26 protein-coding genes are annotated in these 26,239 nt (G+C 47.6%); 10 read left to right on the top strand and 16 right to left on the bottom strand.

The features are described 5' to 3' along the window. Positions 1–13: 13 nt before the first annotated feature. From HGP28_RS00770 to pspF, 6 genes are all read right to left on the bottom strand, one after another. Positions 14–811: a peptide ABC transporter ATP-binding protein gene (locus tag HGP28_RS00770; RefSeq protein WP_168834522.1), complete on the bottom strand. Its 798-nt coding sequence runs from the start codon at positions 809–811 to the stop codon at positions 14–16. Then, complete coding sequence (locus tag HGP28_RS00765; RefSeq protein ID WP_168834521.1) at positions 808–1,803, bottom strand: peptide ABC transporter ATP-binding protein; 996 nt, start codon at positions 1,801–1,803, stop codon at positions 808–810. The genes HGP28_RS00770 and HGP28_RS00765 overlap by 4 nt, the downstream gene beginning before the upstream one ends. Then, positions 1,803–2,690: a putrescine export ABC transporter permease SapC gene (gene sapC, locus HGP28_RS00760; protein WP_168834520.1), complete on the bottom strand. Its 888-nt coding sequence runs from the start codon at positions 2,688–2,690 to the stop codon at positions 1,803–1,805. Before sapC ends, HGP28_RS00765 begins: the two co-directional genes overlap by 1 nt. Next, the gene (locus tag HGP28_RS00755; RefSeq protein WP_168834519.1) at positions 2,677–3,639 is read right to left on the bottom strand and encodes an ABC transporter permease; all 963 of its coding nucleotides are present in this window, start codon (positions 3,637–3,639) and stop codon (positions 2,677–2,679) included. The genes sapC and HGP28_RS00755 overlap by 14 nt, the downstream gene beginning before the upstream one ends. Further along, complete coding sequence (locus HGP28_RS00750) at positions 3,639–5,258, bottom strand: ABC transporter substrate-binding protein (RefSeq protein WP_168834518.1); 1,620 nt, start codon at positions 5,256–5,258, stop codon at positions 3,639–3,641. The genes HGP28_RS00755 and HGP28_RS00750 overlap by 1 nt, the downstream gene beginning before the upstream one ends. A 303-nt stretch (positions 5,259–5,561) precedes the next feature. Continuing rightward, the gene (pspF, locus tag HGP28_RS00745) at positions 5,562–6,560 is read right to left on the bottom strand and encodes a phage shock protein operon transcriptional activator (protein WP_439333808.1); all 999 of its coding nucleotides are present in this window, start codon (positions 6,558–6,560) and stop codon (positions 5,562–5,564) included. Positions 6,561–6,854: 294 nt separating this feature from the next. Here pspF and pspA point away from each other — a divergent pair, with 294 nt between their 5' ends. The 4 genes from pspA (at position 6,855) to HGP28_RS00725 (ending at position 8,848) form a co-directional block, all read left to right on the top strand. Further along, the gene (pspA, locus tag HGP28_RS00740) at positions 6,855–7,532 is read left to right on the top strand and encodes a phage shock protein PspA (RefSeq protein ID WP_168834516.1); all 678 of its coding nucleotides are present in this window, start codon (positions 6,855–6,857) and stop codon (positions 7,530–7,532) included. A 47-nt stretch (positions 7,533–7,579) separates the two neighbouring features. After that, a complete protein-coding gene (pspB, locus tag HGP28_RS00735; protein WP_168834515.1) occupies positions 7,580–7,813 on the top strand; it encodes an envelope stress response membrane protein PspB in 234 nt (77 codons plus the stop codon). Beyond that, on the top strand, positions 7,806–8,195 hold the full coding sequence (gene pspC / locus HGP28_RS00730; protein ID WP_168834514.1) for an envelope stress response membrane protein PspC: 390 nt from the start codon (positions 7,806–7,808) through the stop codon (positions 8,193–8,195). The genes pspB and pspC overlap by 8 nt, the downstream gene beginning before the upstream one ends. A gap of 101 nt (positions 8,196–8,296) precedes the next feature. Further along, positions 8,297–8,848, top strand: a complete 552-nt coding sequence (locus tag HGP28_RS00725) for a DNA-3-methyladenine glycosylase I (protein WP_168834513.1) — start codon at positions 8,297–8,299, stop codon at positions 8,846–8,848. Between the two features lie 108 nt (positions 8,849–8,956). Here HGP28_RS00725 and HGP28_RS00720 read toward each other — a convergent pair whose 3' ends face one another. Both HGP28_RS00720 and cls read right to left on the bottom strand, forming a co-directional pair. Next, positions 8,957–10,159 (bottom strand): cystathionine beta-lyase, encoded by a 1,203-nt coding sequence (locus HGP28_RS00720; protein ID WP_168834512.1) that lies wholly within the window; start codon positions 10,157–10,159, stop codon positions 8,957–8,959. 71 nt (positions 10,160–10,230) lie between these two features. Next, the gene (gene cls, locus HGP28_RS00715) at positions 10,231–11,685 is read right to left on the bottom strand and encodes a cardiolipin synthase (RefSeq protein WP_168834511.1); all 1,455 of its coding nucleotides are present in this window, start codon (positions 11,683–11,685) and stop codon (positions 10,231–10,233) included. A 316-nt stretch (positions 11,686–12,001) separates the two neighbouring features. Here cls and HGP28_RS00710 point away from each other — a divergent pair, with 316 nt between their 5' ends. The 4 genes from HGP28_RS00710 (at position 12,002) to HGP28_RS00695 (ending at position 17,089) form a co-directional block, all read left to right on the top strand. Further along, entirely contained in the window at positions 12,002–13,345 is a 1,344-nt protein-coding gene (locus HGP28_RS00710; protein WP_168834510.1) for a sodium-dependent transporter, read from the top strand. Positions 13,346–13,610: 265 nt separating this feature from the next. Next, positions 13,611–15,221, top strand: a complete 1,611-nt coding sequence (locus HGP28_RS00705; RefSeq protein ID WP_168834509.1) for a methyl-accepting chemotaxis protein — start codon at positions 13,611–13,613, stop codon at positions 15,219–15,221. 164 nt (positions 15,222–15,385) lie between these two features. Next, complete coding sequence (locus tag HGP28_RS00700; RefSeq protein WP_168834508.1) at positions 15,386–16,090, top strand: TIGR01621 family pseudouridine synthase; 705 nt, start codon at positions 15,386–15,388, stop codon at positions 16,088–16,090. A 48-nt stretch (positions 16,091–16,138) separates the two neighbouring features. After that, entirely contained in the window at positions 16,139–17,089 is a 951-nt protein-coding gene (locus HGP28_RS00695; protein WP_168834507.1) for a class I SAM-dependent methyltransferase, read from the top strand. Here HGP28_RS00695 and HGP28_RS00690 read toward each other — a convergent pair. The 5 genes from HGP28_RS00690 to HGP28_RS00670 form a co-directional block, all read right to left on the bottom strand. Continuing rightward, positions 17,077–17,691, bottom strand: coding sequence for a CDP-alcohol phosphatidyltransferase family protein (locus HGP28_RS00690; protein ID WP_168834506.1), 615 nt, complete (start codon positions 17,689–17,691; stop codon positions 17,077–17,079). The two genes, HGP28_RS00695 and HGP28_RS00690, sit on opposite strands and share 13 nt — an antisense overlap. Continuing rightward, a complete protein-coding gene (locus HGP28_RS00685; RefSeq protein ID WP_168834505.1) occupies positions 17,684–18,346 on the bottom strand; it encodes an ATP-binding cassette domain-containing protein in 663 nt (220 codons plus the stop codon). The genes HGP28_RS00690 and HGP28_RS00685 overlap by 8 nt, the downstream gene beginning before the upstream one ends. Further along, positions 18,346–20,031, bottom strand: a complete 1,686-nt coding sequence (locus tag HGP28_RS00680; RefSeq protein WP_343033761.1) for an ABC transporter permease — start codon at positions 20,029–20,031, stop codon at positions 18,346–18,348. The genes HGP28_RS00685 and HGP28_RS00680 overlap by 1 nt, the downstream gene beginning before the upstream one ends. A 9-nt stretch (positions 20,032–20,040) precedes the next feature. Further along, on the bottom strand, positions 20,041–21,186 hold the full coding sequence (locus HGP28_RS00675; protein WP_168834504.1) for an ABC transporter substrate-binding protein: 1,146 nt from the start codon (positions 21,184–21,186) through the stop codon (positions 20,041–20,043). A gap of 206 nt (positions 21,187–21,392) precedes the next feature. Continuing rightward, positions 21,393–21,839: an META domain-containing protein gene (locus HGP28_RS00670; protein ID WP_168834503.1), complete on the bottom strand. Its 447-nt coding sequence runs from the start codon at positions 21,837–21,839 to the stop codon at positions 21,393–21,395. 175 nt (positions 21,840–22,014) lie between these two features. On the opposite strand from HGP28_RS00670, the gene HGP28_RS00665 reads away from it, so the two are divergent. Further along, positions 22,015–22,281 carry a DUF1289 domain-containing protein gene (locus tag HGP28_RS00665; protein WP_168834502.1) on the top strand — a complete coding sequence of 89 codons (267 nt, stop codon included), beginning with the start codon at positions 22,015–22,017 and terminating at the stop codon, positions 22,279–22,281. 88 nt (positions 22,282–22,369) lie between these two features. Here the strand turns inward: HGP28_RS00665 and HGP28_RS00660 are convergent, their stop codons facing one another. The 3 genes from HGP28_RS00660 to radD all read right to left on the bottom strand — a co-directional run bounded on the left by HGP28_RS00660 (position 22,370) and on the right by radD (position 25,132). Beyond that, entirely contained in the window at positions 22,370–22,585 is a 216-nt protein-coding gene (locus HGP28_RS00660; RefSeq protein ID WP_168834501.1) for a hypothetical protein, read from the bottom strand. 361 nt (positions 22,586–22,946) lie between these two features. Further along, complete coding sequence (rplY, locus tag HGP28_RS00655; protein WP_168834500.1) at positions 22,947–23,225, bottom strand: 50S ribosomal protein L25; 279 nt, start codon at positions 23,223–23,225, stop codon at positions 22,947–22,949. Positions 23,226–23,392: 167 nt separating this feature from the next. Next, on the bottom strand, positions 23,393–25,132 hold the full coding sequence (radD, locus tag HGP28_RS00650; protein WP_168834499.1) for a DNA repair helicase RadD: 1,740 nt from the start codon (positions 25,130–25,132) through the stop codon (positions 23,393–23,395). 72 nt (positions 25,133–25,204) lie between these two features. On the opposite strand from radD, the gene rsuA reads away from it, so the two are divergent. Further along, entirely contained in the window at positions 25,205–25,903 is a 699-nt protein-coding gene (gene rsuA / locus HGP28_RS00645) for a 16S rRNA pseudouridine(516) synthase RsuA (protein WP_168834498.1), read from the top strand. The last annotated feature ends 336 nt before the right edge of the window (positions 25,904–26,239 follow it).

The raw sequence follows: 26,239 nt of genomic DNA, 5'->3' as shown, positions 1-26,239 counted from the left end.
TCGAGCGTTTTTTTTATTTTGTACCGTAGCTGTGGTTTGGCGCGCGATAAAAGTGACTTTCAATCAAGCGCTGTGTGACGGGGTGCTCCGGCGATGTCAGTACTTTTTGTGTTTCACCAGCCTCAACCACTTCACCTTCATGCATCACCATCACTTGATCTGTAATGTGCTTGATGACGCCGATATGCTGTGAAACGTAAATAAATGCAACGCCCATCTCTTCTTGCAGCTCAAGAAAAAGGTTGATGATCTGCGAGCGCATCGCCATATCAAGGCCGTTTAATGCTTCGTCGGCAATGATGATTGAGGGCTGTAGAATTAACGCACGAGCAAGGCAGACACGCTGTTTTTGTCCGGTCGCCAACATTTGTGGGTAAAAATACGCATGTTCCGGCAAAAGCCCGACACGAATTAAGACACTTTTAATTCGTTGCATACGCGCTTCTGCCGTCATATTAGTATTTCGCTTAAGCGGACCCTCTAAAATACGCCCTATCGGAATGCGCGGGTTGAGCGAAGTGTTTGGATCTTGAAAGATCATTCGAATCAGCTTGCAGCGAGTGGAGTAATCTCGATGAGCTAATGGTTCACCATTAACACGGATTTCTCCTGATGATGGCTCAACCATGCCTGCGAGCATTCGCGCGAGAGTGGATTTGCCAGACCCGTTTTGTCCCATAAACCCAATCGTTTGTCCCGCTTCTAGCGTGAAGCTGACAGGTTTCACTGCGTGCTGCACTTTGCGGCGGAATAGCCCAGAGCGAGTAATAAAACTCTTCGATAAATTATCGACTTCAAGTAACGCGCTCATCCATTCTTCTCCATATTAAGCGGGAAATGACAGCTAAATTTATGGTTTTTGATGCGTCGCGCATAGGGTATTTCGACACATTGGCGCTGAGCATATGGGCAGCGAGGACCGAGCCGACAACCAATAGGAAGGTGTTGCAGTAATGGAATCGCGCCGGGCAGAGAAGGTAATTTCTGCTTGTGGGGGATCCAGTTAGTAAAATCGGGCATCGCCTGAAGCAGCGCAACCGTGTAAGGGTGCTTGGGCTCACTTAAGATTTTGTTGGTATCAGCGGACTCCACCGATTGACCACAATACATCACTGTAATGCGGTCAGCCCATTGCGTGATGGTGGTTAAATCATGGCCAATAAGCATGATGGTGGTGTTGTTGAGCTGATTCATTCGACTCAGCAAGCGCAAAATTTGCGATTGAGTGATGGCGTCCAAATCGTTGGTAGGCTCATCGGCGATTAACAATTTCGGATTGTTGGCGATGGCCATCGCAATCATCACTTTTTGACATTCACCATCGGTCAGTTCATAGGCATAACTGCTCATGAGTCTTTTGTGATCTTTGATGCCGACTTTATGCAAAAGCGCGATCGCGCGCTTTTTGCGCCAGCGCAATCTCTGCCACCAGCGTCCTTCAAAGGCACTTGAAGGAATCGCTTCAATCAGCTGGTGGCCCACCTGCTCTGAAGGGTCTAAACAGGTTGAAGGTTCTTGAAATATCATCGCGATCTCGCGTGCGATCACTTTACGCCGCTCTTTCGGTGATAACTGGAGTAAATCAATGCTTCCCAATCGCATGCGGTCTGCGGTGATTTTCCAGTTGTCTTTGCAGACCCCGACAATGGCTTTTGCCACTAAGCTTTTACCAGAGCCAGACTCACCAACCAAACCGCGAATTTCGCCTTCATTTAGCGTGAGGCTCATGCGGTCGACTGCGCGAACCATGCCTTGAGGTGTCTCAATTTCAATCGTCAGATGACGAATATCTAACAGCGGCATTATTCTGTCCCCATATTGAGCGCGCGGCGAACGCCTTCACCCACCAAGTTGATAATAATCACCGTAAACATAATCGTCAGACCAGGTAGAGTCACGGTCCATGGCGCCAAATAAATGAGTTCTACAGAGTCGCCCAGCATCGCACCCCATTCGGTGCTTGGTGGCTGGGCGCCTAAGCCCAAAAAGCCGAGCGCGGTGATATCGAGAATGGCAACAGAGAAGGCTAGCGTCAGTTCAGTGGCAATGATAGGTAGCACATTGGGGAAAATTGCGTGCGACAAGAGGTAAACATCATCGGCGCCATCGAGTCGAGCGGCCATTACATAATCTTTTTCGACTTCGTTGTGCACGGCCAAATAAATGGAGCGAATAAAACGGGGGATCAGTGCTAAGCAGATCGCCAGCATGACGGTGTATTCACCTACGCCCATAAAAGCGACGAAGATGATCGCCAATAGCAGCGAAGGTATCGACATCACAGTATCAAGCAGGTGATTTAGAGTGCTCGAGAGCAGCCCTTTGGTCATGCCAGCAAGCACACCAACACCACAGCCAATGATTGCTGCCACCAATGTAATTAGCACCGCGCTGCCAAAAGTGATACGAGAACCATCGATAAGACGCGATAAAATATCGCGGCCCAGATCGTCGGTACCCAAGAAATACTCAATGGTACCATCAGGACTCCATGATGGTGGGCGCAGTAAATGGCTGGAATGGGCAAAGGGATCATGCGGCATGATCCAAGGCGACAGTAGGGTAATTATGATGAGTAAAATTAAGCACCATAACCCGAACATCGCTAAATTATTCGCGCGAAAGTTACGCCAAAAACGCTCGCGTTGAGTCGGTATTCGCTCTTCTTGATAGACGTTATCGGTTAGCATACCACTCCTTACGCACCAGCGGATTCACCATAGCGCCAATCAAATCAGAAAAGATATTGGCGACCAGCACGAGTGTGGCCACAACCATGACACCGGCTTGGATCGCGACGTAATCTTGCGCTGCGAGCGCATCGAGTAACCAGCGGCCGATACCGGGCCAGTTGAAAATAGACTCAGTCACAATAGCCAATGTGAGCATACTTGAAAGTTGCACTCCCACTTTAGGGATGATGGGTGGAATTGCGTTACGCAAGACATGCTCCATCACAATGCTCCAAGTGGAAAGCCCTTTTATGCGCGCGGCGCGAATGTAGTTTTGTCGCATCACGTCCGCAACAGAGGCACGCATTAAGCCAATCACCTGTGTGGTTGGCGTAAGAGCGAGCACTAGGCTGGGTAACATAATATGATCAAGCGTACTGCTTATTGCCGCAGCGCGAGTCGCGCCTTTTACCATAAATGCATCGACCAAGGCAAAGCCTGTAACGTAAGGGACTTCAAGCAGTAAATCATAACGACCCGAAACAGGAAACCAACCCAGTTGCAAAGAAAAGAACATGATAGCAAGTAGCGCAACCCAAAAAATAGGCGCTGAATAGCCCGACATCGAGATGAACGAAATGGTGGTATCAATCCACTTGCCCTGACGCATTCCTGCAATAGTGCCAGTTGGGATCCCAACGAAAAGCGCAATCACAAAAGCCACAAAACAGAGCTCTAACGTTGCAGGAAATACCACTTTCAGTTGCTGATAAATCGGTTCGCCGTTTTTACTGACACCAAAATCGAGTTGCAGCAGCGAGCTGAGGTAATGTTGCCAACCTTGCCAAAAGCTCAGCTCCGCCCAGGTAGAATTGGGTTCGAGCCTCAGCAGGGAAAAACCCACTAAAGTGAGGATAAGTAACGTAATAATAAACAGGTTAAAACGTCGGACTGCGTAAAACAGCATTAGTAAAGTCTCTCAACGTTGTGAAAAGGAAGCGCATGAAAGGGGCTTGATTTAATGCCAATCAAAGATCGGTGATGGACTTGCTGCTGCATGCCGTGGGCAAGTGGGATCACAGGAAATTCCTGATTGAGTAAATTCTGCACTTGGTAGTAAAGATTAACGCGATAGCGCTGTTCCTTAGTCTCCAAAGCCAAATCGAGCAAGAAATCAAAATCATCATTACACCACATCGAGACATTCAACCCAGCATGTTGCGAGCTACAAGAGAGTAACGGACGTAAAATACTGTCTGGCTCACCAGTATCGGCTATCCAGCCGGTCAAGAAGAGATCGGCCTCTTGAGTGTGCTGAAGATCTTTTCGCTCGGCGCGATCGTCAGTGAATAGCGTTAAACGGATGCCAATATCGGCCAAATTCGCTTGAATAAGCTCGGCGGCTTTATGGGGGCTTGGGTTATACGCTCGTGGTGTCAGTGGCACCCACATCGATAGCGCAAGGCCATCGCCATACCCCGCTTCATCAAGGAGTGCGATGGCGTGTTCTCTATCATAATGCACTTGGCGCTGATCTTTTTGATAAGCCCAAGAATTTGGCGGCAGCAAAGTCGTTGCCGCGATCCCAGCGCCATAATAGACCGATTCCAATAAGCGCTGACGGTTAATGGCGAAACTCAGGGCTTGGCGCACGCGAACATCCGCTAGTGCAGGGTGACGAGTGTTAATCGCGACAAAGGCGACATTCATCGCAGGAACCGCGCTGAGTAGTAAATTAGGGTGGCGCTGAATTGCGTGTAATTGACTGGCAAGCGGTGTGCTAAGCACATCGCACTCTTCGCGCATGAGTTTGGCAAGCGTGCCAGTACCACGTTGAGACACATCAAGCACCATTTGCTTCATCACGGCTTTACCGCGCCAGTGATCGACATGGCGTTTGAGGCGAATGTAATCATTGGCTTTGTGCTCGACGAGTAAAAACGGGCCAGAACCAACAGGGAGCTTATCGAGTTGCGCCATTTGGTCATTTTGGCGTAAATACTGCGCGTATTCTGACGATAAAATGGCGCTGTGCGGTGTTGCTAACGTTGAGAGAAAAGCAAAGTTAGGCCGCGTGAGAGTAAATTTAACTTGGCGATCATTGATTGCCTCAACATTCTGCACAAAAGTGGCAAAATTGATGCGGCTAAACCACGGATAAAGCCCACCACCGATGTTGTGGTAGGGGGCTGCTTTATTGATGATCCGCTCAAAGCTGAACACCACATCGCTCGCATTTAAGGGGCGCGTTGGTGTAAACCAAGGGGTGGTTTGAAATTTGACGTCATCACGCAGGGTCAGTAGGTATTCAGTACCTGCATGATTGCTCTGCCATTCGGTTGCGATACTCGCTCGCGGCTGAAATGAAATTGGGTCAATGGTTAGCAACGTATCATAGAGTTGCGAGCCCAAGGTTTCGGCAGTGACGCCGCTATCGACGAGTTGTGGATTAAACGTCTCAGGATCACTTTGACCGCAAAACACGAAGCCACTTTGATGGACATTACGGTGTTCTCGCTCGTCACTGCAGGCGGTGAGGAAAGCAAGACCAAGGAGTCCTAGGCACAGCTTATTGAAAAGGTTCATAGACGAATACGTGTGTGATGATAAGTTCGCTGATGGCCAGATCGCAAACACGATCCAGCTAATTTATCATTTTCACTGCGCTTGACCAAATAGAAAATTATCTATGTGGCTTATTACGCGGGTGAAAACTAAGTTACCGTTGTATATATGGGTATACATTGTTTAGGTATATACCCTTTCCACTTGAAGTTGCAGCGTTGTTGGCTGGCTCTCACAAACCTCATCACATAGCTCGTCTATGCTCAGAGGCTTTGCTCGCTTGCCGCCTACCTGCAACTTCAAGTTGTTTGGGTATAGGGTGCTTTATCTTCCGACCAGCTGGTGTTTGCGAACCAGCCCACGTAGTTGATTGTAGTTAAGGCCAAGCAGCTCTGCGGCAACTTTTTGATTAAACTGACAGGCCTTGAGTGCCTCGCTAACCAATTTGTGTTCTTGCTGCGCTTGCCACTGTTTGAAATCGATGGGAAAAGTCGTTGTTTGAATGGGTTGCTTGGCAAGCGCTGTTTGTGTTTGATTTTGAGGTGGGTTTTCGAAAGCATCAGCGTCAATACGCTGGGGTGTTTGAGACGTTGTTTGCCAGCTAGCTTGAAATGGGTTAAATCGAAGTGCATCAATCGGCTGTTTATTTTGGCCATGATGATAGATAGCACGCTCAACCACATTTTTTAGCTCTCGAACATTACCAGGCCATGAATAGGTGAGGAGCGCGTGTTTGGCATTATCGCTAAAACCAACAAAATAATCTAAAGCCAGCTCTCGACACATCTTGATTGCGTAGTGTTCCGCGAGCAGCATAATATCTTCACGTCGGTGGCGTAGTGGTGGCAGCAAGATAACATCGAATGCCAGCCTATCAAGGAGGTCGGCACGAAAGTCACCCGATTCTGCCATCTCAGGCAAGTTAGCGTTGGTTGCACAAATCAATCGTACATCGGCGCGGCGAGCACGATGGCCGCCGACACGCTCGTATTCACCGTATTCAATGACGCGTAATAGCTTTTCTTGTACCGTGGCCGTTGTGGTGGCCAATTCATCTAAAAATAAGGTGCCGCCTTCGGCGCGCTCAAATCGACCTGAGTGAGTTCCTTTCGCGCCAGTAAACGCGCCAGCTTCATGGCCAAAAAGCTCTGAATCGACTAAATGCTCATTTAATGCAGCGCAATTGAGCGTGACTAAAGGCTTATCCCATCGCTGAGACAAATAATGAAGTCGCTGAGCGATGAGCTCTTTACCCGTTCCTCGTTCGCCGATAATCAGCACAGGGCGCTCAATTGGCGCAAGACGAGAAACTTGGTCTAGCACTTCAAGAAAAGAGGGAGATTCGCCAATTAACGTTTGCTTCACGATGAGGCTCTTTTTTACGTTCAAATTTAGTAAAATTTACCAATAAGTGACGAAAATAGCCAATTATTGGTAATAAATGTTACTGCTTGAAGGTCGCTGACTCCTTTAAACGTTGAGATTAGATATTGAATTTAGTTAAAGTATTAAAATTAAAGGAAAATAAATAGTTGGCACGTTAATTGATATTACGTTAATCGATACGCTATGAATCGATACCGTATCGATGAAATAAACTGATTTAGGAGAGTGACCATGGGTATTTTTTCTCGTTTTGCTGACATCGTAAATTCAAACATCAGCGCACTTTTGGACAAAGCGGAAGATCCAGAAAAAATGATCCGTCTTATCATTCAAGAGATGGAAGATACGTTGGTTGAAGTGCGAACCAATTCAGCCAAAGCCCTTGCAGATAAAAAAGAGCTGGCGCGTAAAGTAGACGCGATGCAGCAGCACATTGATGATTGGCAGCAAAAAGCGACCTTAGCGCTAACAAAACAGCGTGAAGATTTGGCTCGTGCCGCACTTATCGAAAAACAAAAGCTAGAACAATTGATTAAGGGCTTACACACAGAGCAAACTTTGGTCGACGAGACGATTGCGAAGCTAAGTGGTGAGATTGGCAAACTTGAAACCAAAATTGCCGAGACACGGGCGAAACAGCAAGCACTAGCAATTCGCAGCCAGGCGGCCACGAATCGTCGCACAGTGCAAAAGCAGTTGGACCAAAATCGTACCAACGAAGCGATGGCAAAATTTGAACAATACTCGCGTAAGGTCGATGAGCTTGAAGCGCAGGCAGATGTGTTTGGCCAAACCACGAGTGCGAAATCGTTAGATCAAGAGTTCGCTGAGCTGCAAGCGCAAGATGAAATTGAAAAAGAGCTGGCCAAGCTTAAAGCGACGATGCAGCAAGCGGATGATTCAAAATAATTCGACGGTTAGTGAAACGCTATCGTTAGTGAAATAAGGAGTAAGCTATGTCTGCTGGTTTAATCATCGGCCCTTTGATTGTCTTTTTGATCTTCGTTGCGCCGTTATGGTTGTTTTTACATTACCGCAGCAAGCGTAAATCCAATGTCGGGTTATCAAACGAGGATCGCATGCGGCTCGATACGCTGGCAGCCAAAGCGCAAGCGCTGCAAGCTCGAGTGGATAGTTTAGAGCGAATCTTAGATGCAGAGACACCGAATTGGAGAGGACGTTATGAGTGATAGAACACTGTATCGCGACTCTTCGCGTGGCATGTTGTCTGGCGTGTGTGCGGGCATCGCGAACTACTTCAATATTGAAGTGTGGCTGGTGCGCATCATCTGCATTTCTTTGACCTTACTTGGGGGCGCGTTGATCACCTTGCTAGCTTACGTGGCGCTGAGCTTTATGTTAGAGCCAGCGCCCACAGAGCAAAGTGCGACCGCGCAGCACAAGCAAACCCACACATTGAAAAATAAGCCATGGCAGCAAGGGCAGTCGACCGAAGCCTTGATTGCCACACTTGAGCAAGATTTTGAACGTATCGAGGGACAAGTTCAGCATTTAGAAGCGTATGTCACCTCGAAGCGTTTTCAGGTCGACCGTGAGTTTAATCGGCTATAAAATGGCGCCTAGAGGCTTTGCTCTCAGCCCAGTGAGTCAACTCTGAATCCAGAATCTTGAAGTCACTCGGGTATACAAAATCATTATTAAGGAACGGTAGAATGACGCGTTGTCAGTGGGTCGATGAAAGCAAGCCTGATTATGTTGCTTATCATGATGATGAGTGGGGCGTGCCCGTTTATGACGATCAGCGTTTTTTTGAGTTTATTGTTTTAGAGTCTGCGCAAGCTGGCCTGAATTGGTACACCATATTGCGCCGTCGGGAGGGCTACCGTCATGCGTTTGCTCAATTTGATCCGCACAAGGTGGCTCAGTTCGATGAGGCCAAGATTGATCAGTTGGTACAAGATCCTGGCATTATTCGTCATCGCGGGAAAATTGCGGCGGCGGTAAATAATGCACGCTGCTTTCTCGAAATACAGCAGGAGTTTGGCAGCTTTAGTCGGTTTATCTGGGCTTATGTGGATGATGTTCCTTTAGTGCGCAGTGAGGCTACGACGGTACCTGCGACAACCCCTTTGTCTGATCGTATTGCAAAGGATCTAAAAAAACGTGGCTTTAAGTTTATCGGCAGCACCATTGTCTATGCCTTTATGCAAGCCACGGGATTGGTGAACGATCATGATCTTGACTGTTGTTGTCGCCGAGTTTAACGTTTCCCTGATGCACTGCCGTTATTTGGTTACAAAAAACGGGTGATATTGATACCACCCGTTTGATCTGTTTCGCTGAGAAATCCTTGCCGACTCCCAAGATTAAGTTTACTTGTGCAGCTGCTCCATAATCACGCTGTTGTATCGCTCAAATCCTGCCGCAAGATCGGCGATTAAATCTTGTGGATCTTCAAGTCCAACGTGAATGCGAATCAAAGTGCCATCGAAATCAGGGTTACTCACACGGCGTAAGCTGTTAAAGCTGCTCGGCTCATTGGCAAGAATTAGACTCTCGTAGCCGCCCCACGAAAATCCCATACTAAAATGCTGCATGCCATCAAGAAGCGCGGTCGTTGCAGCAACATCACTGGTCTTTAAAACAAATGAGAATAGGCCATTTCCGCCAGTAAAGTCGCGTTTGAAAAATTCATGTCCTGGGCAACTGGGCAATTCGGGGTGTCGCACTTCGGCAACTTCTGAGCGAGCCTCAAGCCATTGGGCAATCTCCAAGCTGGCTTTGGCGTGTTGCGCCATGCGCATTGAAAGGGTGCGAATACCACGCAGCGCGAGATAAGCGTCATCGGCAGAAACGCACTGCCCCATAAGATAACTTTGTTCGCGCAGGGTGGGCCACAGCGCCTCAGTGGCAACTGCGGTACCTAGCATGACGTCCGAGTGCCCGACAATGTATTTCGTGGCCGCTTGAATAGAAATATCGACGCCGTGAGCAAAAGGGTCAAAATGCAAACCGGCACTCCAAGTATTATCAAGCATCACAATGATATCGTGCTGGTGTGCAATTGTCGCAAGAGTGGGAACGTCTTGCACTTCCATTGTGATTGAGCCCGGTGATTCTAAAAATAGAATTTTGGTATTTGGCTGAATCAGTGCCGCGATACCCTCACCGATCATCGGATCGTAGTAGGTCGTGGCGATCCCCATACGCGCTAAAATACCATCACAAAAAGCGCGAGTTGGCTCATAGCAAGTGTCGACCATCAAAATATGATCACCAGTGGCTAAAAAAGAGAGTAAAGCATTCGTGATTGCTGCGGTACCACAAGGGTAGAGCGCGCAGCCAGCACCGCCTTCAAGTTGAACCATGGCATCTTGCAAAGCAAAGTGGGTCTGAGTGCCACGGCGGCCATAAAACAGTGTTTGTTGCCCGCGTTTGAGTGTGGCTTGTTTTTTTTCTGCAACCGTATCAAAAATGATGGTTGATGCGCGCTGAACGGGTGGATTAACCACGCCGTGAGTCCATTGCTTACTGCGTCCGGCATGGATAAGCGAGGTTTGCTTACGTTGAGACATCGGTGATCCTTGTGATGATTCGCTAAGATAACGAGCTTATCTGGATAACAAAACGATAACAAGCTTATGCTCTAAAGCAGTGGGTTAAACAGATAAAACACCCGCTCAAGGAATCGTGAATATAGGCCTCGTTGACTCCACTGAGTGAGATCCACTCTATGAGATTGCGTCATATAATCGCTTTGCATTTGATAAAGTTCTTGGGTAAACGCTTCGTCGTCAACCGCCAGAGTGACTTCAAAATTAAGCCAGAGACTGCGCATATCCATGTTAACCGTACCTACAAGGCAAAACTGCTCATCAATAACGACGGATTTGGTATGCAGTAACCCACCGTAGAACTCGTAAATGGCCACACCCGCAAGCATCAATTCAGTATAAAAGGCCCGTGACGCCCACTGCACCATCAATGAGTCATTTTTGTGTGGAATCACCAGCTCTACTTTGACGCCACGTTGTGCGGTCATCTTGAGTGTCTCTAATAAATCGGCACTTGGAACAAAATAGGGCGTCGTAATACGAACCGATTCGTTGGCCTGATGAATCGCAATACTTAATACTTGAGAGATTAAGTAATCGGGCATTCCAGGCCCGGAAGGGACCACCTGAATGGGATGCGGCGGCGCCGTTTCATCCAGTTGGACCGAGGGCTTTAACGGAAGATCGCGTTGACCTGTTTCGACTTCCCAATCCCAACTATGAATGGCGGCAAGGACGTTTACGGTTGGTCCTGTGATCCGCACCATAATATCCACCCACTGCCCAACACCACTGCCTTGTTTAAAATAGGCGGGATCGACCAGATTCATTGAGCCGGTATAAGCAATTTCGTCATCAATCACCGCAATTTTACGGTGCTGGCGCAAATCGAGTCGGCGAAGGAAAATGCGGTATGGATTGACTTGCAAGGCTTGCACTACATCAATACCTGCATTGAGCATCATGGAATACCACGGACTGCGGAAAAAACGCGGGCTACCTGCTGAATCGAGCAGCAGTTTAATTTCGACGCCTCGGTTGGCTGCGCGCAGTAACGCTTGAGCGACGTCATCTGCCAAGCCTCCAGGGTGCCAAATGTAAAACACCATGCGAATGTGACTTTTGGCTTGGTCAATGTCGTTTATCATCGAGCGTAGAATGTGCTCGGGAGTGGACTGCAGAGTGAGCTGGTTACCACTTAGCGCGGGTAAGCGCAGTCGATTATTGCAAAGCGAGTCAATACGATAAATATGACGGCCAATCCCATCGGTCACGTGAGCTTGGTTTTCATCCAGTTGGGAAAACCAGTCGCCATAAGGGCCAAACATCATTTTGGCTCTTTCGGCACGTTTGCGGCCTAAATTGAGCTCGCCGAATAAAAAGTAACAAGCGATGCCGAGCACGGGAAGAATGTAGATCACCATGAGCCACGCCAGAGAGACGCTCACGGCGCGCCGTTTTAGAACCACACGTAATGTCACACCAGCGACTAAAAGCCAATAAAAACCGATACCTGCGAGGGTGACGAAATGATAAACCTTTTCCATAGCGTGCTCAAAACGAAGTCGTTTTTAGATAGTACGCTGGAACTGTGGTCTCTGGAAAGAAATTAACGAGTTTCTTGAAGACAGGACGAAATGATTATCGCAGGTTATGTTGACATTGGTGCAAAAAACCACCAAACGAATCACAAAATGACGTTAATTCAGTAAAAGATATAACTTTGGCGTTCCAATTCTAAATAAAAGCTGGTTTACTTGCCATTAGTAAGTCGTTACTCATTTAGACTTGATCTGTAAATTTTATTGTACACCTTTGGTTGAGTGACGTTGTATTAACCAACAACAATAGCGGTACTTTTATATGGCAAGTAATTCTCGTGGCCATTTCTCCTCACGATTTGGCTTTATTCTCGCGGCTGCCGGCTCGGCGGTTGGCCTTGGTAACGTATGGGGCTTCCCAACTCAAACTGCCAGTAACGGTGGTGGTGCTTTTTTAGTGGTTTACCTTGCAATGGTATTTCTGATCGCATTTCCAATGCTGGTTGCAGAACTTACTATTGGTCGTTACGGGCAATCAAACCCGATTGCATCGTTAAAATCTGTGTGGACAAATAGCCGTTTTGGCGCGCCTGTTTTAGGCGTGATAGCCATGATTGCCGCTTCGATGATCCTCAGTTTTTATTCGATTCTGGCCGGTTGGTTAATGGGTTTTGCGATTGCGCCGCTGCTGGAGCTGTTTGGATTAAGCGCCGCAGCTGAGTGGCTAATCAACTTTAGTAATGGTCGTAATTTATTACTAACGTTGGCATTTTCTCTTTTGACCATCTTTGTGGTACGTAAAGGCGTCGCCAATGGTATTGAAAAATGGTCAACCCGACTCATGCCGGTTCTTTTCGTCTTGTTCGCCATTATGATCGTGTATATCTTTACTCAGCCAGGCGCAATGGACGGGTTGAAGATGTATCTTGTGCCTGATTTTTCGCATCTGTCGCCAAGCCTAGTGGTGAATGCGATGGGCCAAGCCTTCTTCTCGCTGTCGCTTGGTGTCGGCACTATGATGGTGTATGGCTCTTACCTGAAAAAAGACGTTAATATTCCCAAAACAGCGGCTCAAGTTGCATCGATTGACACTGCTGTCGCTTTTGCTGCAGGCTTAATGATTCTGCCAGCGATGTTTGTTGCAAAGCATAATGGTGTGGAAATTTTTAACGATGCAGGCGAGCTTATCAGCTCGGGTGACTTGGTCTTTACTGTGCTGCCAGCGATGTTTGATACCATGGGAAGCGCAGGTATTCTGCTTGCGGTTGGCTTTTTCATTTTGATGGTGATTGCAGCGCTAACCTCTTCAATTTCGATGCTTGAAGTGCCCGTGGCGTGCGCGCAAGACGAGCTTAAGATGGAACGTGGCACCGCAACCTTTGTCATTGGTGGCATTATTTTGATCTTATCCGTGATTATTGCGCTTAACTTTGGCTCGCTGTTTGATTTAGTCGCTGAAATCTCAACCGTTTATATGCAGCCTCTTATTGGTTTGGCATTTGCGATTATTGTGGGTTGGGTTTGGAATCGAAATAAACTATTGCAAGAACTGCAACAAGGGTGTCCTGAGTTAGCCACCAGCCTCTTTTGGAAAATTTGGCCTTGGTATGTTCGCATTGTCTGCCCTATTGCCATTGCTGCGATATTTTTGGTGACAGTGATCTAACTGATTTGAACGACTGTTTTGAAGCCCGCCGTTTGGTGGGCTTTATTTTTGGGGTATACCTGTATTTGGGTATGCCTTGATATTCATCTTGGCGCTTTTATTTATAAATCACGGATTTTTCTAGAATAAAGTGAATTATTACTGATAAATGTAAGGATATTTGGCTAAATTTGATCACTGCGCTTTTTTCATGTTAAGCATTTTTTTATGCTGCCGATAATGATACCGAATGTATCTTGTTCAATTTGGCCATAAGGAAAATGCGATGAAGTTGTCGGTAGGGCAGAAACTCTATGCAGGATTTGCAGCTGTTATCTTGCTAATGTTGATGATGGTTGCGGTAATTTGGTATGAGGTTGATTTAGCGCATGATGAAGCTACTGAAATGCAGCTCGATGATATACCTGAAGTGGTGAATTATCTGACGCTCACCAGTGAAATCGGTAAGGTTTATCGCGATGCCATTGCGGTGATTTATGGCACAAGCATGGCTGCTCGTGATTATGATGCGCAAAAACAGGTTGTTGCGAGTGTTATCGCGGAACTAAAAACGTTAGAACAGCCGGGCTCAAGCGATTATGCTCAAGTCGAAAAAATTGAGCAGGGTATGGCAACCTTTACTCGTCAATTTGAACAGTCACTTAATCAATCATCGAGTGCCAATCTTGAACAGAGCATTGAGCAACTCACCGCCCTCTACACAAGTCATCTTTTACCAAATGAACGTCTATTGGAGCAAATAGCAAAAGAAGAGCGTGAAGATACCCAAACCGGTATGCAAGCATTAACCGCGACGGTTGATATGATATCGGTCTCTGCGGCGACAATTTTGTTGATTGCGTTGGTGATCACCATATTCATTGCCGTGACACTGTCGCGCTCGATTGTGACTCGTTTGGCAAAGCTTGAAGCGGTTGCTAAGAGTGTCGCGCGCGGCGATTTGACCTCTTCCGCGATTGTTGATCGTTCTCACGATGAGCTAGCGAGTTTGGCAAGCTCAATTAATCAGATGCAGAGCGCGTTATTTGACGTTATTGGTTCGATTTCGCGTGTCACGGGCGAAGTCGGTCAGGTCACGCAAGAAATTGCGAGCACCAGCGATGATATCGTTAAAGGCGCAAGCGCGCAGGCAGAAAAGGCAACGCTCATTGCCACTGCCGCTGAACAGTTAACGCACACGATTACCGATGTGGCGCAGCATGGGGCATCGGCTTTTGATGTTTCTCATCATTCAAAAGAGGCTGCGCAGCAGGGGCTGAAAATCATTACAGAAATGGTGCATAGCGTTGAGCAAGTTTCACTGCAAATGCGCGACATGTCGTCAAAAATGAACCAGCTAGGTACTCATGGTGAACAGATTGGCAGTGTCATTCGAGTCATTGAAGAAATTGCGGAACAAACCAATTTACTGGCATTGAATGCTGCAATAGAAGCGGCGCGCGCAGGTGAGTTTGGCCGAGGTTTTGCGGTAGTGGCTGATGAAGTTCGCGCACTGGCAGAGCGCACGACCAATGCAACCAAGGAAGTTGCAGAAATTATTCAAGCCATTCAAACCGGAACTCAAGAAGCGGTCAGCTATACAGAAGAAAATGCCCGTTTGGTTGAGATTGGGGTAAACCAAAGTGAAGACGCGGTTCAGGCACTTGCGCAAATTGTCGACAGTACCAACGATGTGCAAAGCCGAGTGAATTCAATTGCGACAGCAGCGGAAGAACAAACCGCCGTCACCAAAGAGATTGCCAGTGACATTACCACCATTAGCGAGATTTCAAGTACCTCACTGACGTTGGCGCACGATAGCGCTACCGCAGTAGGAAGTTTGAACAGCAAAGTGAATGAACTTGATACGCTTGTTGGCCGTTTTTCGATTCGCTAATCATCCTCGCTCTATTTAAGTTAAGGCTGCACCAATGAGTGCAGCCAACCTCTATGCTCAAAGGCTTTGCTCGCTTGTCGCCTAGCTGCATCTTCACGTTGTTTGGGTATAGAGATATACTGTCGGCCGCTTATTCTCTCTCCCAACGCGGCTCTGCATTCATTATGTTCGATATTCTCTATACTCACCCCGATTTTATTATTATCAATAAGCATCCCAATGTTTCGGTTCATAAAGACGATGGCGACACCATGCTGGTGGCCGAAGTGGCAAAGCAAAGTGGTGATGCTGCGCTCTATCTAGTGCACCGCTTAGATAAAATGACATCAGGGTTGTTAATTTTGGCGCGTTCGTCATCCGCCGCGGCGGCGTTATCGAGCCTTTTTGCACAAAAAACGATTGCCAAGTTCTATTTGGCAATTGGCAGCAAAAAGCCCAAGAAAAAGCAAGGTTGGGTGATAGGGGATATGGAGCGCTCTCGTCGCGCGGCATGGAAATTAATAGCCACCAAAGCCAACCCTGCCGTGACTCAGTTTTTTTCGTTACCGGGAGAATCTGGACAGCGACTTTTTTTATGTAAGCCGCACACAGGCAAAACGCATCAAATTCGCGTCGCGCTGAAATCGGTCGGTTCGCCGATTCTTGGCGACCCGATTTACAATGCAAATAACAGCGCGGACCGAGGTTATTTGCATGCTTACGCCTTGGTATTTGATTACCAGGGGGCGCACTATTCGTTTATTTGCGATCCGCGGCAGTCGCAAATAATGGGCGCATTGTGGCACACAGCTGCGGCTTGCGCCGCCATTGATCAGTGGCAGCAGCCTTGGGGCCTGACTTGGCCTACGCTTTCTTCTCGTTTGGACTAACACGGTCGTATGTCGGCTGAACACACTTTTTTTGTTTTGAGTACTCTTATGCAAGCTTCGCAACTTCCTCTGTTTTTTTCTCATCTCGAGCGCGCTTTGGCGTCCGCACCTAATGAAATGCGCCGCCTGTTTCATGGTCGCGGGCAGCTCTACCCAGGCCTTGAGCAGTTAACTTGTGATTGGTTGGCGGGCCAATTAGTGGTGAATCTATTTAAAGAGCCCGACGCTGAATTTTCAAGCGAACTCAGCCAAGGTTTAACCGAGTTAACTCAAAGCGAATTATGGCAAAACAAAAAAGGGCGCTGCATTTTAATTCAGCACCGTTATGCGGAAGGGGCGCCATCTCAGATTTTGTGGGGTGAGTTGGAGTCACGGCCTGTAGTGGAAGAGGCGGGGCTGCGTTATCAACTTGATATTGGGCGCAATCAAAATATTGGGCTGTTTCTTGATATGCGTTTGGGGCGTCAATGGGTGCGTGAACGTGCGCAACATAAAAATGTGCTTAATTTGTTTGCGTATACCTGTGGGTTTTCTGTTGCCGCGATGGCAGGCGGTGCCGATCAAGTGGTTAATGTTGATATGGCGCGAGGCTCATTGGCTAAGGGACGCGAGAACCATATGCTCAATGGTGACAATCTCAATGCGGTGAAATTTCTCGGTCATGATATTTTCAAATCTTGGGGAAAAATCAGCAAATCGGGACCTTATGATCTGATTATTATCGATCCGCCGTCGTTCCAAAAAGGCAGTTTTGCGCTGACCAAAGATTATCAAAAAATTATTCGTCGATTGCCGAGCCTACTCTCGAAGCATGGTGAAGTGCTAGCCTGTGTCAACTCACCAGCGGTAAGCTGTGACTTTCTCCTTGACTCCATGGCAGCAGAAGCGCCGCAATTGCAATTTGTTGAACGCTTAGCCAACCCACCAGAATTTGCCGATGCTGATGAGCAAGCTAGCCTCAAAGCGCTCGTGTTTAAAAATGAGGCTCACTGCGATTGATTTAAGGTCTCAAACCCAGAATAGATACGCGTTATTGTCGTAAACCAACATGCTGCGCCAAATCCGTAGGCGATAACAGCGAAATGCGCAGGGAAAAGACAGCATACAACAAAACAGGCGATGGTTTCAGTGCCTTCGGTGAGGCCACTCATATAGTAGAGCGATTTGTGGCGGTAAACGGGATTATCGATACCCCGCTTGCTCGCCATAATGGCGAAGGCTAAAAAGCTGGATCCTGTGCCAACAAAGGCAAAGATTAAGAACGCACCAGCGACAGCGTTGTGCACAGGTGCCGCAAGCACAAAACCAAACGGAACCAGTGAATAAAACAAAAAATCGAGGCTGATGTCGAGAAAGCCTCCGGCGTCGCTTATCCCTTGTATACGAGCCACTGCGCCATCCAGACCGTCAGCAATGCGATTGATAATAATGAACAGCAGCGCCCAGTCATAGTGAGAAAAGGCAAGCGCAGGTAGGGCGAAACAGCCGATAACAAACCCCATCACGCTGATTTGATTGGCACTGACGCCCCATTTATCGAGATGATTTGCACCGTGCTCGAGGGGCTTTTTAATCCACTGGATGGTGACGCGATCAAGCATGGTGCGCTCCTTGAGTTAAAGTTTGCCAAGGCCAGTGGAATACCGCACTGCCGCACGGCACATCCGCCTCATCGTGGGTAACTAACAGTGTTGGGATCTGTTTTTCTGCCAATTGTGTGAACACCCAATGACGAAATTGGCTACGCAGCGCTTTGTCGAGCTTGCTAAACGGCTCATCAAGTAGCACCACTTGAGGCTTTGCCAGCAACATGCGAACTAAAGCAACGCGCGCGCGCTGACCGCCGGAGATTTGGTCTGGGTATGAGTGGGCCAATTCCTCTAGCGCCACTTCCTTTAATGCCTCTAGCGCCTGTTGGCGCCGCGCCTTGCCTTTGATTGCGTTGGGTAATGCGAAGGCCAAATTTTCCCAAATACTGAGGTGTGGAAACAGCAGATCATCTTGAAATAAGATCCCAACATGACGCTGATGCGGAGCGCAGTGGTTGAGTGTCACCCCGTTAAGTATGATCTCGCCTTGGAACGTAAAGTCAGAATTTAAGTGCCCAGCAATGGCATCGAGCAGAGTGGACTTACCACAACCACTCGGTCCCATTAAGCACGCAACGTCGCCGGGTAACACGGAGAGATCAAATGGTGCAATTAATGGCGCGCCATCACGCGTGAAAAGCGCGATTTGCTTGAGTTCTAAACTCATTACGATGCTTCCTTTTTAGCATAGGTTGCTAGAGTCGTGCGTCTGCGGTAAACCTGCTGACTGATGATAATGGTCAGCGCAAAGAAAATGAGAGGTAATAACGCTTGGCATAAGGCGTATATCGCCGTGATTCTGCGGTCAAACCCACTCGATAATGCAACGGCTTCTGTGGTCAATGTGGTAATCCGGCCCGCACCGAGTATTAAGGTTGGTAGATATTGCGCAAGGCTGACGCTGATACCGACCGCCCATGCAAATAATACCGCCGAGCGGAGCTGGGGTAATTTTATTCTCCACCACGCATATCCATATGATTTACCAAGGCTTAGTGCGACATGCATATAATTTTGGTTAAAGCTGCGCCAAGGTCCATCAAGGGCAAGATAGACGTAAGGATACGCAAAAAAGAGATGCGCCCAGCAGACCCAAAAGAAATAAGCATGGCTATTGAGAGACAAGGTCATTATCTGCAAACCAAACAATATTGACAGCTGGGGAATCAGCATTGGTAACGCAATCATCCAGTTGGGCACCATCACACGGTATCTTGTATGGTATTCGTGGGTGACAAGTGCCAAACAAAGCGCGGCGGTGGCGCTTATGAGTGCAATAGTGACACTAGTGATGAGAGTGTCACTGATTTGAGGCCATGTTTCGAGCCAAAACCTCAGCGTCGTTTGGCTGGGCAATAGAGTGGGGAATCGCCAACGCAGTGCGACACTCCAAATGAGAAGGATCGGAATGACGGCGGCACTGATAATTAAAATAAGGGCAAAGAGCGTCTTTCCAGGAAGCAAAATGGCGTATCGGCCACTGCTCTGCCAATCACGTTGCTGCTGTAAACATAATGCTTCGATAAGACGCGCGACACCCATACACCCAAGGGCAAGCAGTAGGAGTACGAAAGCACCAGTGGCCGCTCGAGGAAGTTGGCTTAAATCTGGGTCGTTAAACCATTGCCAAACTAAAACCGCAAAAGTGGGCGGGTGCGTCGGGCCAAGGATCAAAGCCACATCTACCACAGAAACACTGTAGGCAATGACGGCAAACAGCGGAAAACGCATTTGTCTCAGCCATTGTGGTAATACACACTTCCACCAGGTTTGCGTAGGGGTATAACCCAGTGACGCGCAGACTTTTTCCGTTTGGGGAAGGTTTAATTGCTGCAAAATAGGAATGCTCATTAACAGCAAAAATGGCACTTCTTTCATCACCAGCATCATCAGCAAGCCAATACCGAAAGGATCTTTGATCAGCAGAGGCAGTGTGTCGCTGGTCTGGCTTATGTCAGCAATAGAAAATGAATGCGATAATCGGGCTATCAGCCCTGTAGAAGAGAACAGAAAGGCAAAACCGATCGCAAACGCAACATGCGGCAATGCCAGAAGCGGAGCCAAAGTGCGTTCGATTTTTTGCCAATAACGGTGATGCCAGCACCCTTGCAAAACCGCAAAGCTCACCAAGCATGCTATCGCACTGCTAGCCAATGTGGTGAAAAGGGTAAGTCCAATGGCGTGAGAAATACCATTCCACGCTAACATTTCGCGCAAACCAATGCTGGAAATTTGCGTCATATTAAGCGCGGGTAAATAGGCTAGCGCGGTGCTAATAACGCCCAGAATCCCGGGGATAATGGGCATGAAACAGAGTACCACCACACAGGTGTAAAACACTCGTAGCATCATAATCGTGCGTTAATTACTGTAGCGTTTTAGCCATGCTTTCTCGAGGGCCAATTGCCAACTTGGGTGTGGCTCTGGCAACGATTTAAATTGCTCGGTGTGTTTTGCACTGCCCGTGAGATATTGGTTTTGTAAAATCGATGGGTCGCCCCAAATCTGAATATCGCCTTTACGCGATTGTGCTTTTGGACTGAGTAAAAAGTTGATGGCCACTTGCGCGCCCTCTTTAGCGCTTGCATTCCATGGTATGGCCAAGAAATGAATATTGGAGAGTGCACCTTGATCCATGGCGTACACTTTTGTCGATTCGGCCAATTTTCCCGTTGCTTGGGCGGAGTAGACTGAGTTGGGATTAAACGTAATCGCAAGACTGAGTTGACCATCGTCCAATAATTGCAGAGCTTCGGATGAATTGGCTGGAAACTGTTGGCCACCGCGCCATGCCACCTGATGAAATTCGTCCAAATATTGCCAAAGTGGCTGAGTGATACTGTCAAAACTACTAGGGTCAACTGGTTTTGTTAGTGATGCATCATTGTTGGTTAGCTCAATCAGTAATGCTTTTAAAAAGCTGGTGCCATGAAACTCTGGTGGTTTTGGGTAACTGATGCGATGTGGGAACGCTTTGGCATAACTGAGCATCTCAGCAAAAGAGCGAGGTGGATTATTGAGTGTGGCGCTGTCGTGGATAAACACCAACTGGCCAACGCCCCAAGGCGCTTCAAGACCGTTGGTCGGCTCAGTAAAATCGACATCAACTGGCATCGATTTATCAACGTATTGCCAGTTAGGTAGCGTGTCCACAAAGGGGCCAAACAGCAGTTGATTTTGTTTCATTGATTTGAAATTTTCGCCATTGATCCAGACCATATCAACGCTGCCTTGGTGATTCTTTCCGGCGGCCTTTTCTGCCAGCAATCGAGTCGACGTTTCGGCAATGTCAGTCACTTTGACGTGTTTTAGTGTGACATTGTATTGCGATTTCAATTCATTCGCGGCCCATTGCAAATAGCGGTTGATTTCTTGGCTGCCACCCCACGCATGAAAATAAACCGTCTGCCCATTTGCACGCTGCTCAATCGCTTGCCAGTCTGATGCAAAAGAGAGAAAACTTGTGAGAGCCAGTAAGCAGGTGAGAAGGCCGTGTCGCAGTGTCATCGTTCATCCTTGAGTTTTTTGCGAGAAGTCGTTGATTGACTCTACTATACCCAACTCTTTGTAAGATACTAGCGACAGTTGTATGCTTACAATGCGTGAAGGTGTGTAATTTTGATGGCTTCAGTTGTTGAACTGAAACTGAAGTGTAACGAGAATGATGTGGTGAATCCCAAGCGGTGAAAGCGCTTGGGATTGGAGAACGCAAGTTAATTAACCCAATCGGCCAATTGATACACTAGCGTGTGTTGTGCGCCTTTTAGGGTCAGTGTTTGGCCCTCAATGGTGATTTCGCTCCATTCGGTCAGTGTGGTCGTGATTGCATCTTCGACACCCATTGCCATTGGGGGACACATCTTCATAGTCATGCCCATGTTTTCGACACGAAATTGACCGTTTTTCAGCTCCGCTTGGCCAAAAAAGTTGTTACAGCCCGCATCGCCATTGACCGTTAGGTTTTCACCAATCTCAATACGTGGTGCAATATCGCTGGTTTCTGGTACTAGCACGGCGCCGTCGATTTGGCTCAGGTTCCAATTATGGTGTAGCAGGTCGGCCTCAGTAACTTCGCTGGACTGGGTCGGGGTTTGAGTGCATCCTGCTAGTATGGCAGGAACGGCTATTACAGCCAAAAGGGATTTTACGCTACGCTTCATGTAGTCTTCTCCAGGTAATGTTGCGCTCGATTATAATGTTAAAGTTATCAATCATGTCAGCGTTTGGTCAGAGGAAATGTCAGATTTTTCTTTAAATCCCAAAGAGTAAGCGTGTGTGTTAACTTTGCGAGTGCCATTGCAAAGCCGACAAAAATTTATTAAGGGTGGGAGTACAGTGCAGCAGTTAGAGTTTTTTCCAGTCCCCAGTCCTTGCGTTGGGATCTGTAAGATGGATGACAAAGGTTATTGCATGGGCTGCATGCGACGCCGTGAAGAACGCTTTAGTTGGCTTGACATGACCCCAGCGCAGCAGCGACACGTGATCAAATTGTGCCAGCAGCGGTATCGACGCAAGCGACTTGCCATGCGCAAGCAGAATATCATACCAACAGAGCATGATACTGATAATAACGATGATAGCGGGCAACAAAGTTTGTTCTAGGTGGAGTGCTTGCCGCTTTGTTTGAACTGAATCCGATGTGAATGAGGAATGGCCACGCCATTCCTCTCTTTTTAATGAGTGTCTGCGGCTATTTCATATTCCAGCGGTCACTTACCCATCCCCCGACTTGCTCATCGAAATGACAGCCATTAAACCGGTGGTTGATCTCGCTGCCATGTTCTGGTTGTTCGCTGAGTAGCTGATGAATGTAGTTCGCCATAGGGTCGTTAAGCGCGTCTTGTTCACGACGCGTCACAACATCTTTGATCAGCTGCAAGCGGTAGGTGTTGCTGGCACGTTTCATTGGTTTCTCCACGTTGTTTGGGTATCGGGAATATTTCAAGCTGAAAAAAGCGCTATGAAGCGCTTTTGTTACAAGTAAAAATAGCTGCACCAATAAAGTTAGAAGTCGGTCACGAAAACTTCAACTGAGATTCATGGTTTGGTCATGAATTTAGTGTGAACAAGAGCTGGTGGAAAAAAGAACTGCACTAAAATGAGGCGAAATAAGTGGGTTGTTTGGGCTGTGATTGTCCTAAAACGGTGAAACCCCAGAGGTGGTAAGTCTCTGGGGTTTCGAATTTTTTAGATTAGTCGGTTGGTAAGGCCGTTAATCTTATTATGCAAAAGGTTTGGATTTAATCCGAAAATTCCTTGGTAGGGAATTAGATACGGATGAAGTCCATGTGCTCAACTTTTGGCTTGTAAGCGTGACGTTGAACATCTTGTGGCTTAACTTTTACTTCAGCGCCATCGATAACTAGAACGATTGCTTCGTAAAACTCAGGCTTATCCATTTGGTTTACGATGTCGTCGTGGTTAAGAACGATAGCAACTGGTGCTGCTTCACCGCCGTATACAACTGCAGGGAATTGACCAGCGTGACGTAGGCGGCGGCTCGCACCTTTACCTAGTTCAGTACGTACTACTGCTTCGAATTTCATAGTATTTACTCTCAAATTAGTAAAATATAACTTCACAATCGATAATGCGACCTTATCGTCTTGTGGTAAAACGCCAACGTGATAAATCATCGTTAAAGCGAGCGCGGATACTATCATTGTCTCGGAATACGAGCAAGCATTGGTGATGTGTTTTGACGTTCTATTATCTACTGGCTTAATTCGTCAGCAAAAATACGATCGCGAAGGGTCCAAAATCGCCCATTTTTACGCGCAATAACAAAGGTGGGTAAGCGAAAACGGTGTTGATTATCGACCACCTTATGCGCTGTTGTGGCGGTAAAAGGGCGATGGCGGTCCGCAAGATGAGGGCGAACAAATCGCTGTAAAAATGCGTGCTTTTGTTTTTTGGTGCTGAGTGACCAAAATTCGTGCACACGCGCGTCGTTATCACCAATATAGGTGACTTTTAATTGAGATTTACCATCGGGTGTTAATTGCACGGAAAGCTGCATGTCGCGACATTCAAAAACAAGCGCGTCTTTTAAATTTAGGGCCTCTTTGAGTTTTTTATCCGGGTCGACCAATGTGGCATCGCATTCGTGACAAATACGCGCCGCGATGTCGTTATCTGCGCCGCATTCATTACAATATTTTGCTCGAAATCGATAACCGCAATGCTCACGCTCTCCGGTGTCCTCATCGGTAAAATAGCCCTGACAGCGCCGCCCGAAATGTTCGAGTAAAAAACCATTGCTGTCGAGTTTGCCCCAAAAATTATTGTTAAACCCGCAGGCAGGGCAGGGAATGGTAATAATTTCACTGTCGCTATCGGGTTTGGGATCACCCACCTCGGGCTGATGTAAATCGTAACTGTTACCAGCATAATCAAGTACCAGACATTCGGTTTTGCCGGCAAATAAGCGCAGGCCGCGACCAATGATCTGTTGATATAAACTGACCGATTCGGTGGGACGCAAAATAGCAATCAAATCGACATGAGGCGCATCGAAGCCGGTCGTGAGGACCGAAACGTTGACCAGATATTTGATGTTTTGCTGCTTAAATTGTTGAATGATTGCATCGCGCTCCACTGTGGGAGTATCACCAATCACCAGTGCCGCCTCACCTTGTGGTAACAGTTGGAAAATTTCTTGGGCGTGACGCACTGTGGCGGCAAAAATCATTACCCCGTGGCGCGATTTTGCTTGCTCAACGATTTGAGCCACGATTTGTGGCGTGGCGCGTTTGGCTGTATCGATCACTTTATCCAATTCCGACTCTTTATAGCGCCCGCCATGAGTCGGCGTTAAAGCCGAAAAATCGTAACTGAGGATCGGCGCGTCGAGCAGACGTGCGGGTGTGAGAAAGCCTTCATCGAGTAAATAGTGAATGGGCAGCTCAAAGATGCAGTCGCGAAAAAAACGTGGCGTTTCACTGCGTACCAAGCCTCGCGTATGGTATTGGTAGAGCCATCCCATACCGAGGCGATACGGGGTTGCCGTTAGCCCTAGCACCTTGAGTTCTGGATTAAGTGTCCGCACATGAGCGATTACTTTTTGGTAGCTGCTCTCTTTATCGTCGGGCACGCGATGGCACTCATCAATGACCAGCAAAGAAAATTCATCTTTAAACGCGTCAAGATTACGAACGACAGATTGAACCGACGCAAAGACCACTTTAGCCTCAGTCTCTTTTCGACCTAAACCGGCCGAGAATATCGCCCCTTTTAAGCCATAGCCTTCATATTTGGCGTGGTTTTGTTCCACTAACTCTTTGACATGGGCCAGTACCAGTACGCGTCCTTTGGCCAGTCTTGCCAACTCGGCTATCACCAGACTTTTGCCAGCCCCTGTCGGCAGCACTATCACAGCCGGGGTGTGGTGCTTTCGAAAATAGTGGACAACCGCTTTGACGGAATCGGCTTGATAAGGGCGTAAGGTGTACATGGGAGAGATAATTTACTCAACTATTAACGCGGAGCTGGCTATAATACTCGACCTTAACCGAATGAGGTATCAATGCGTTTAGATAAATTTTTGTGCGATGCACTCGGCATTACTCGTAAAGAAGCCACCAAACTGCTTAAAAGCGGCGAGGTAACAGTCGATGGAGTGGCGAGCAAAAGTGGTGCATTAAAGCTGACAGAAGCCAACCAAGTTGCCTGGCAAGAGCGCCCGCTGAGCCAAGTGGGTCCACGTTATATCATGCTGAATAAACCCGCTGGGTTTGTCTGCTCTCATGAAGATGGTTTTAACCATACTGCGTTTGTGCTGCTTGATGAGCCCAAAATGCAAGATCTTCATTTTGCAGGGCGGTTGGATGTTGATACCACGGGTTTGGTGCTGATTACTGATGATGGTCAATGGTCACACCGCATTACCTCACCTAAGCACAAATGTGATAAAACGTACCGCGTCTGGCTGGCAGATTCGATTGGCGATGACTACGCCGAGCAATTGACACAAGGTATCCAACTACGCAACGAACGCGAGTTGACATTGCCTGCGCATATGGAAGTGGTCGATGCGAGTAACAACGAATTGTTATTGACGATTCATGAGGGCAAGTATCATCAAGTGAAGCGAATGTTCGCGGCGCTCGGAAACAAAGTTGAGCAGCTTCACCGCGAGCGAGTGGGAGCCATTGTGCTTGATGAAGCGCTTGAGCCGGGTGATTACCGCTATTTGACAGCGGACGAAATCGCATCCGTGTGGTAAATAGCTAACATAATGTGAAGCCGCAGCTTAAAGTGATATACCCGTCCTACTTGAAGTTGCAGCGCTTTTCGTTACAAAGTCAGGGACGGGCACTCACAAACCTCATAACATAGTTTATCTATGTTCACGAAGTGCTCAGAGGCTTTGTTCGCTGGTCGCCTACCTGCATCTTCAAATTGTTTGGGTATATTGGGTATATCGAATATAAAACTACTGCCATTCGAACGCGTTCATGTTGCAGTGAGTCGCTGAATTCAGCTTTGATATTTTCGATGGGTTCTTATGTTTAAGAACCCATTTTTCTGCGTAGATACCATTCTTACAGAGTGCTGTAGT

The sequence above is a fragment of the Vibrio agarilyticus genome, from assembly GCF_012641465.1.
GTDB classification, from domain to species: Bacteria; Pseudomonadota; Gammaproteobacteria; order Enterobacterales; family Vibrionaceae; genus Vibrio; species Vibrio agarilyticus.
This window is presented reverse-complemented; position numbering and strand designations above follow the sequence as displayed.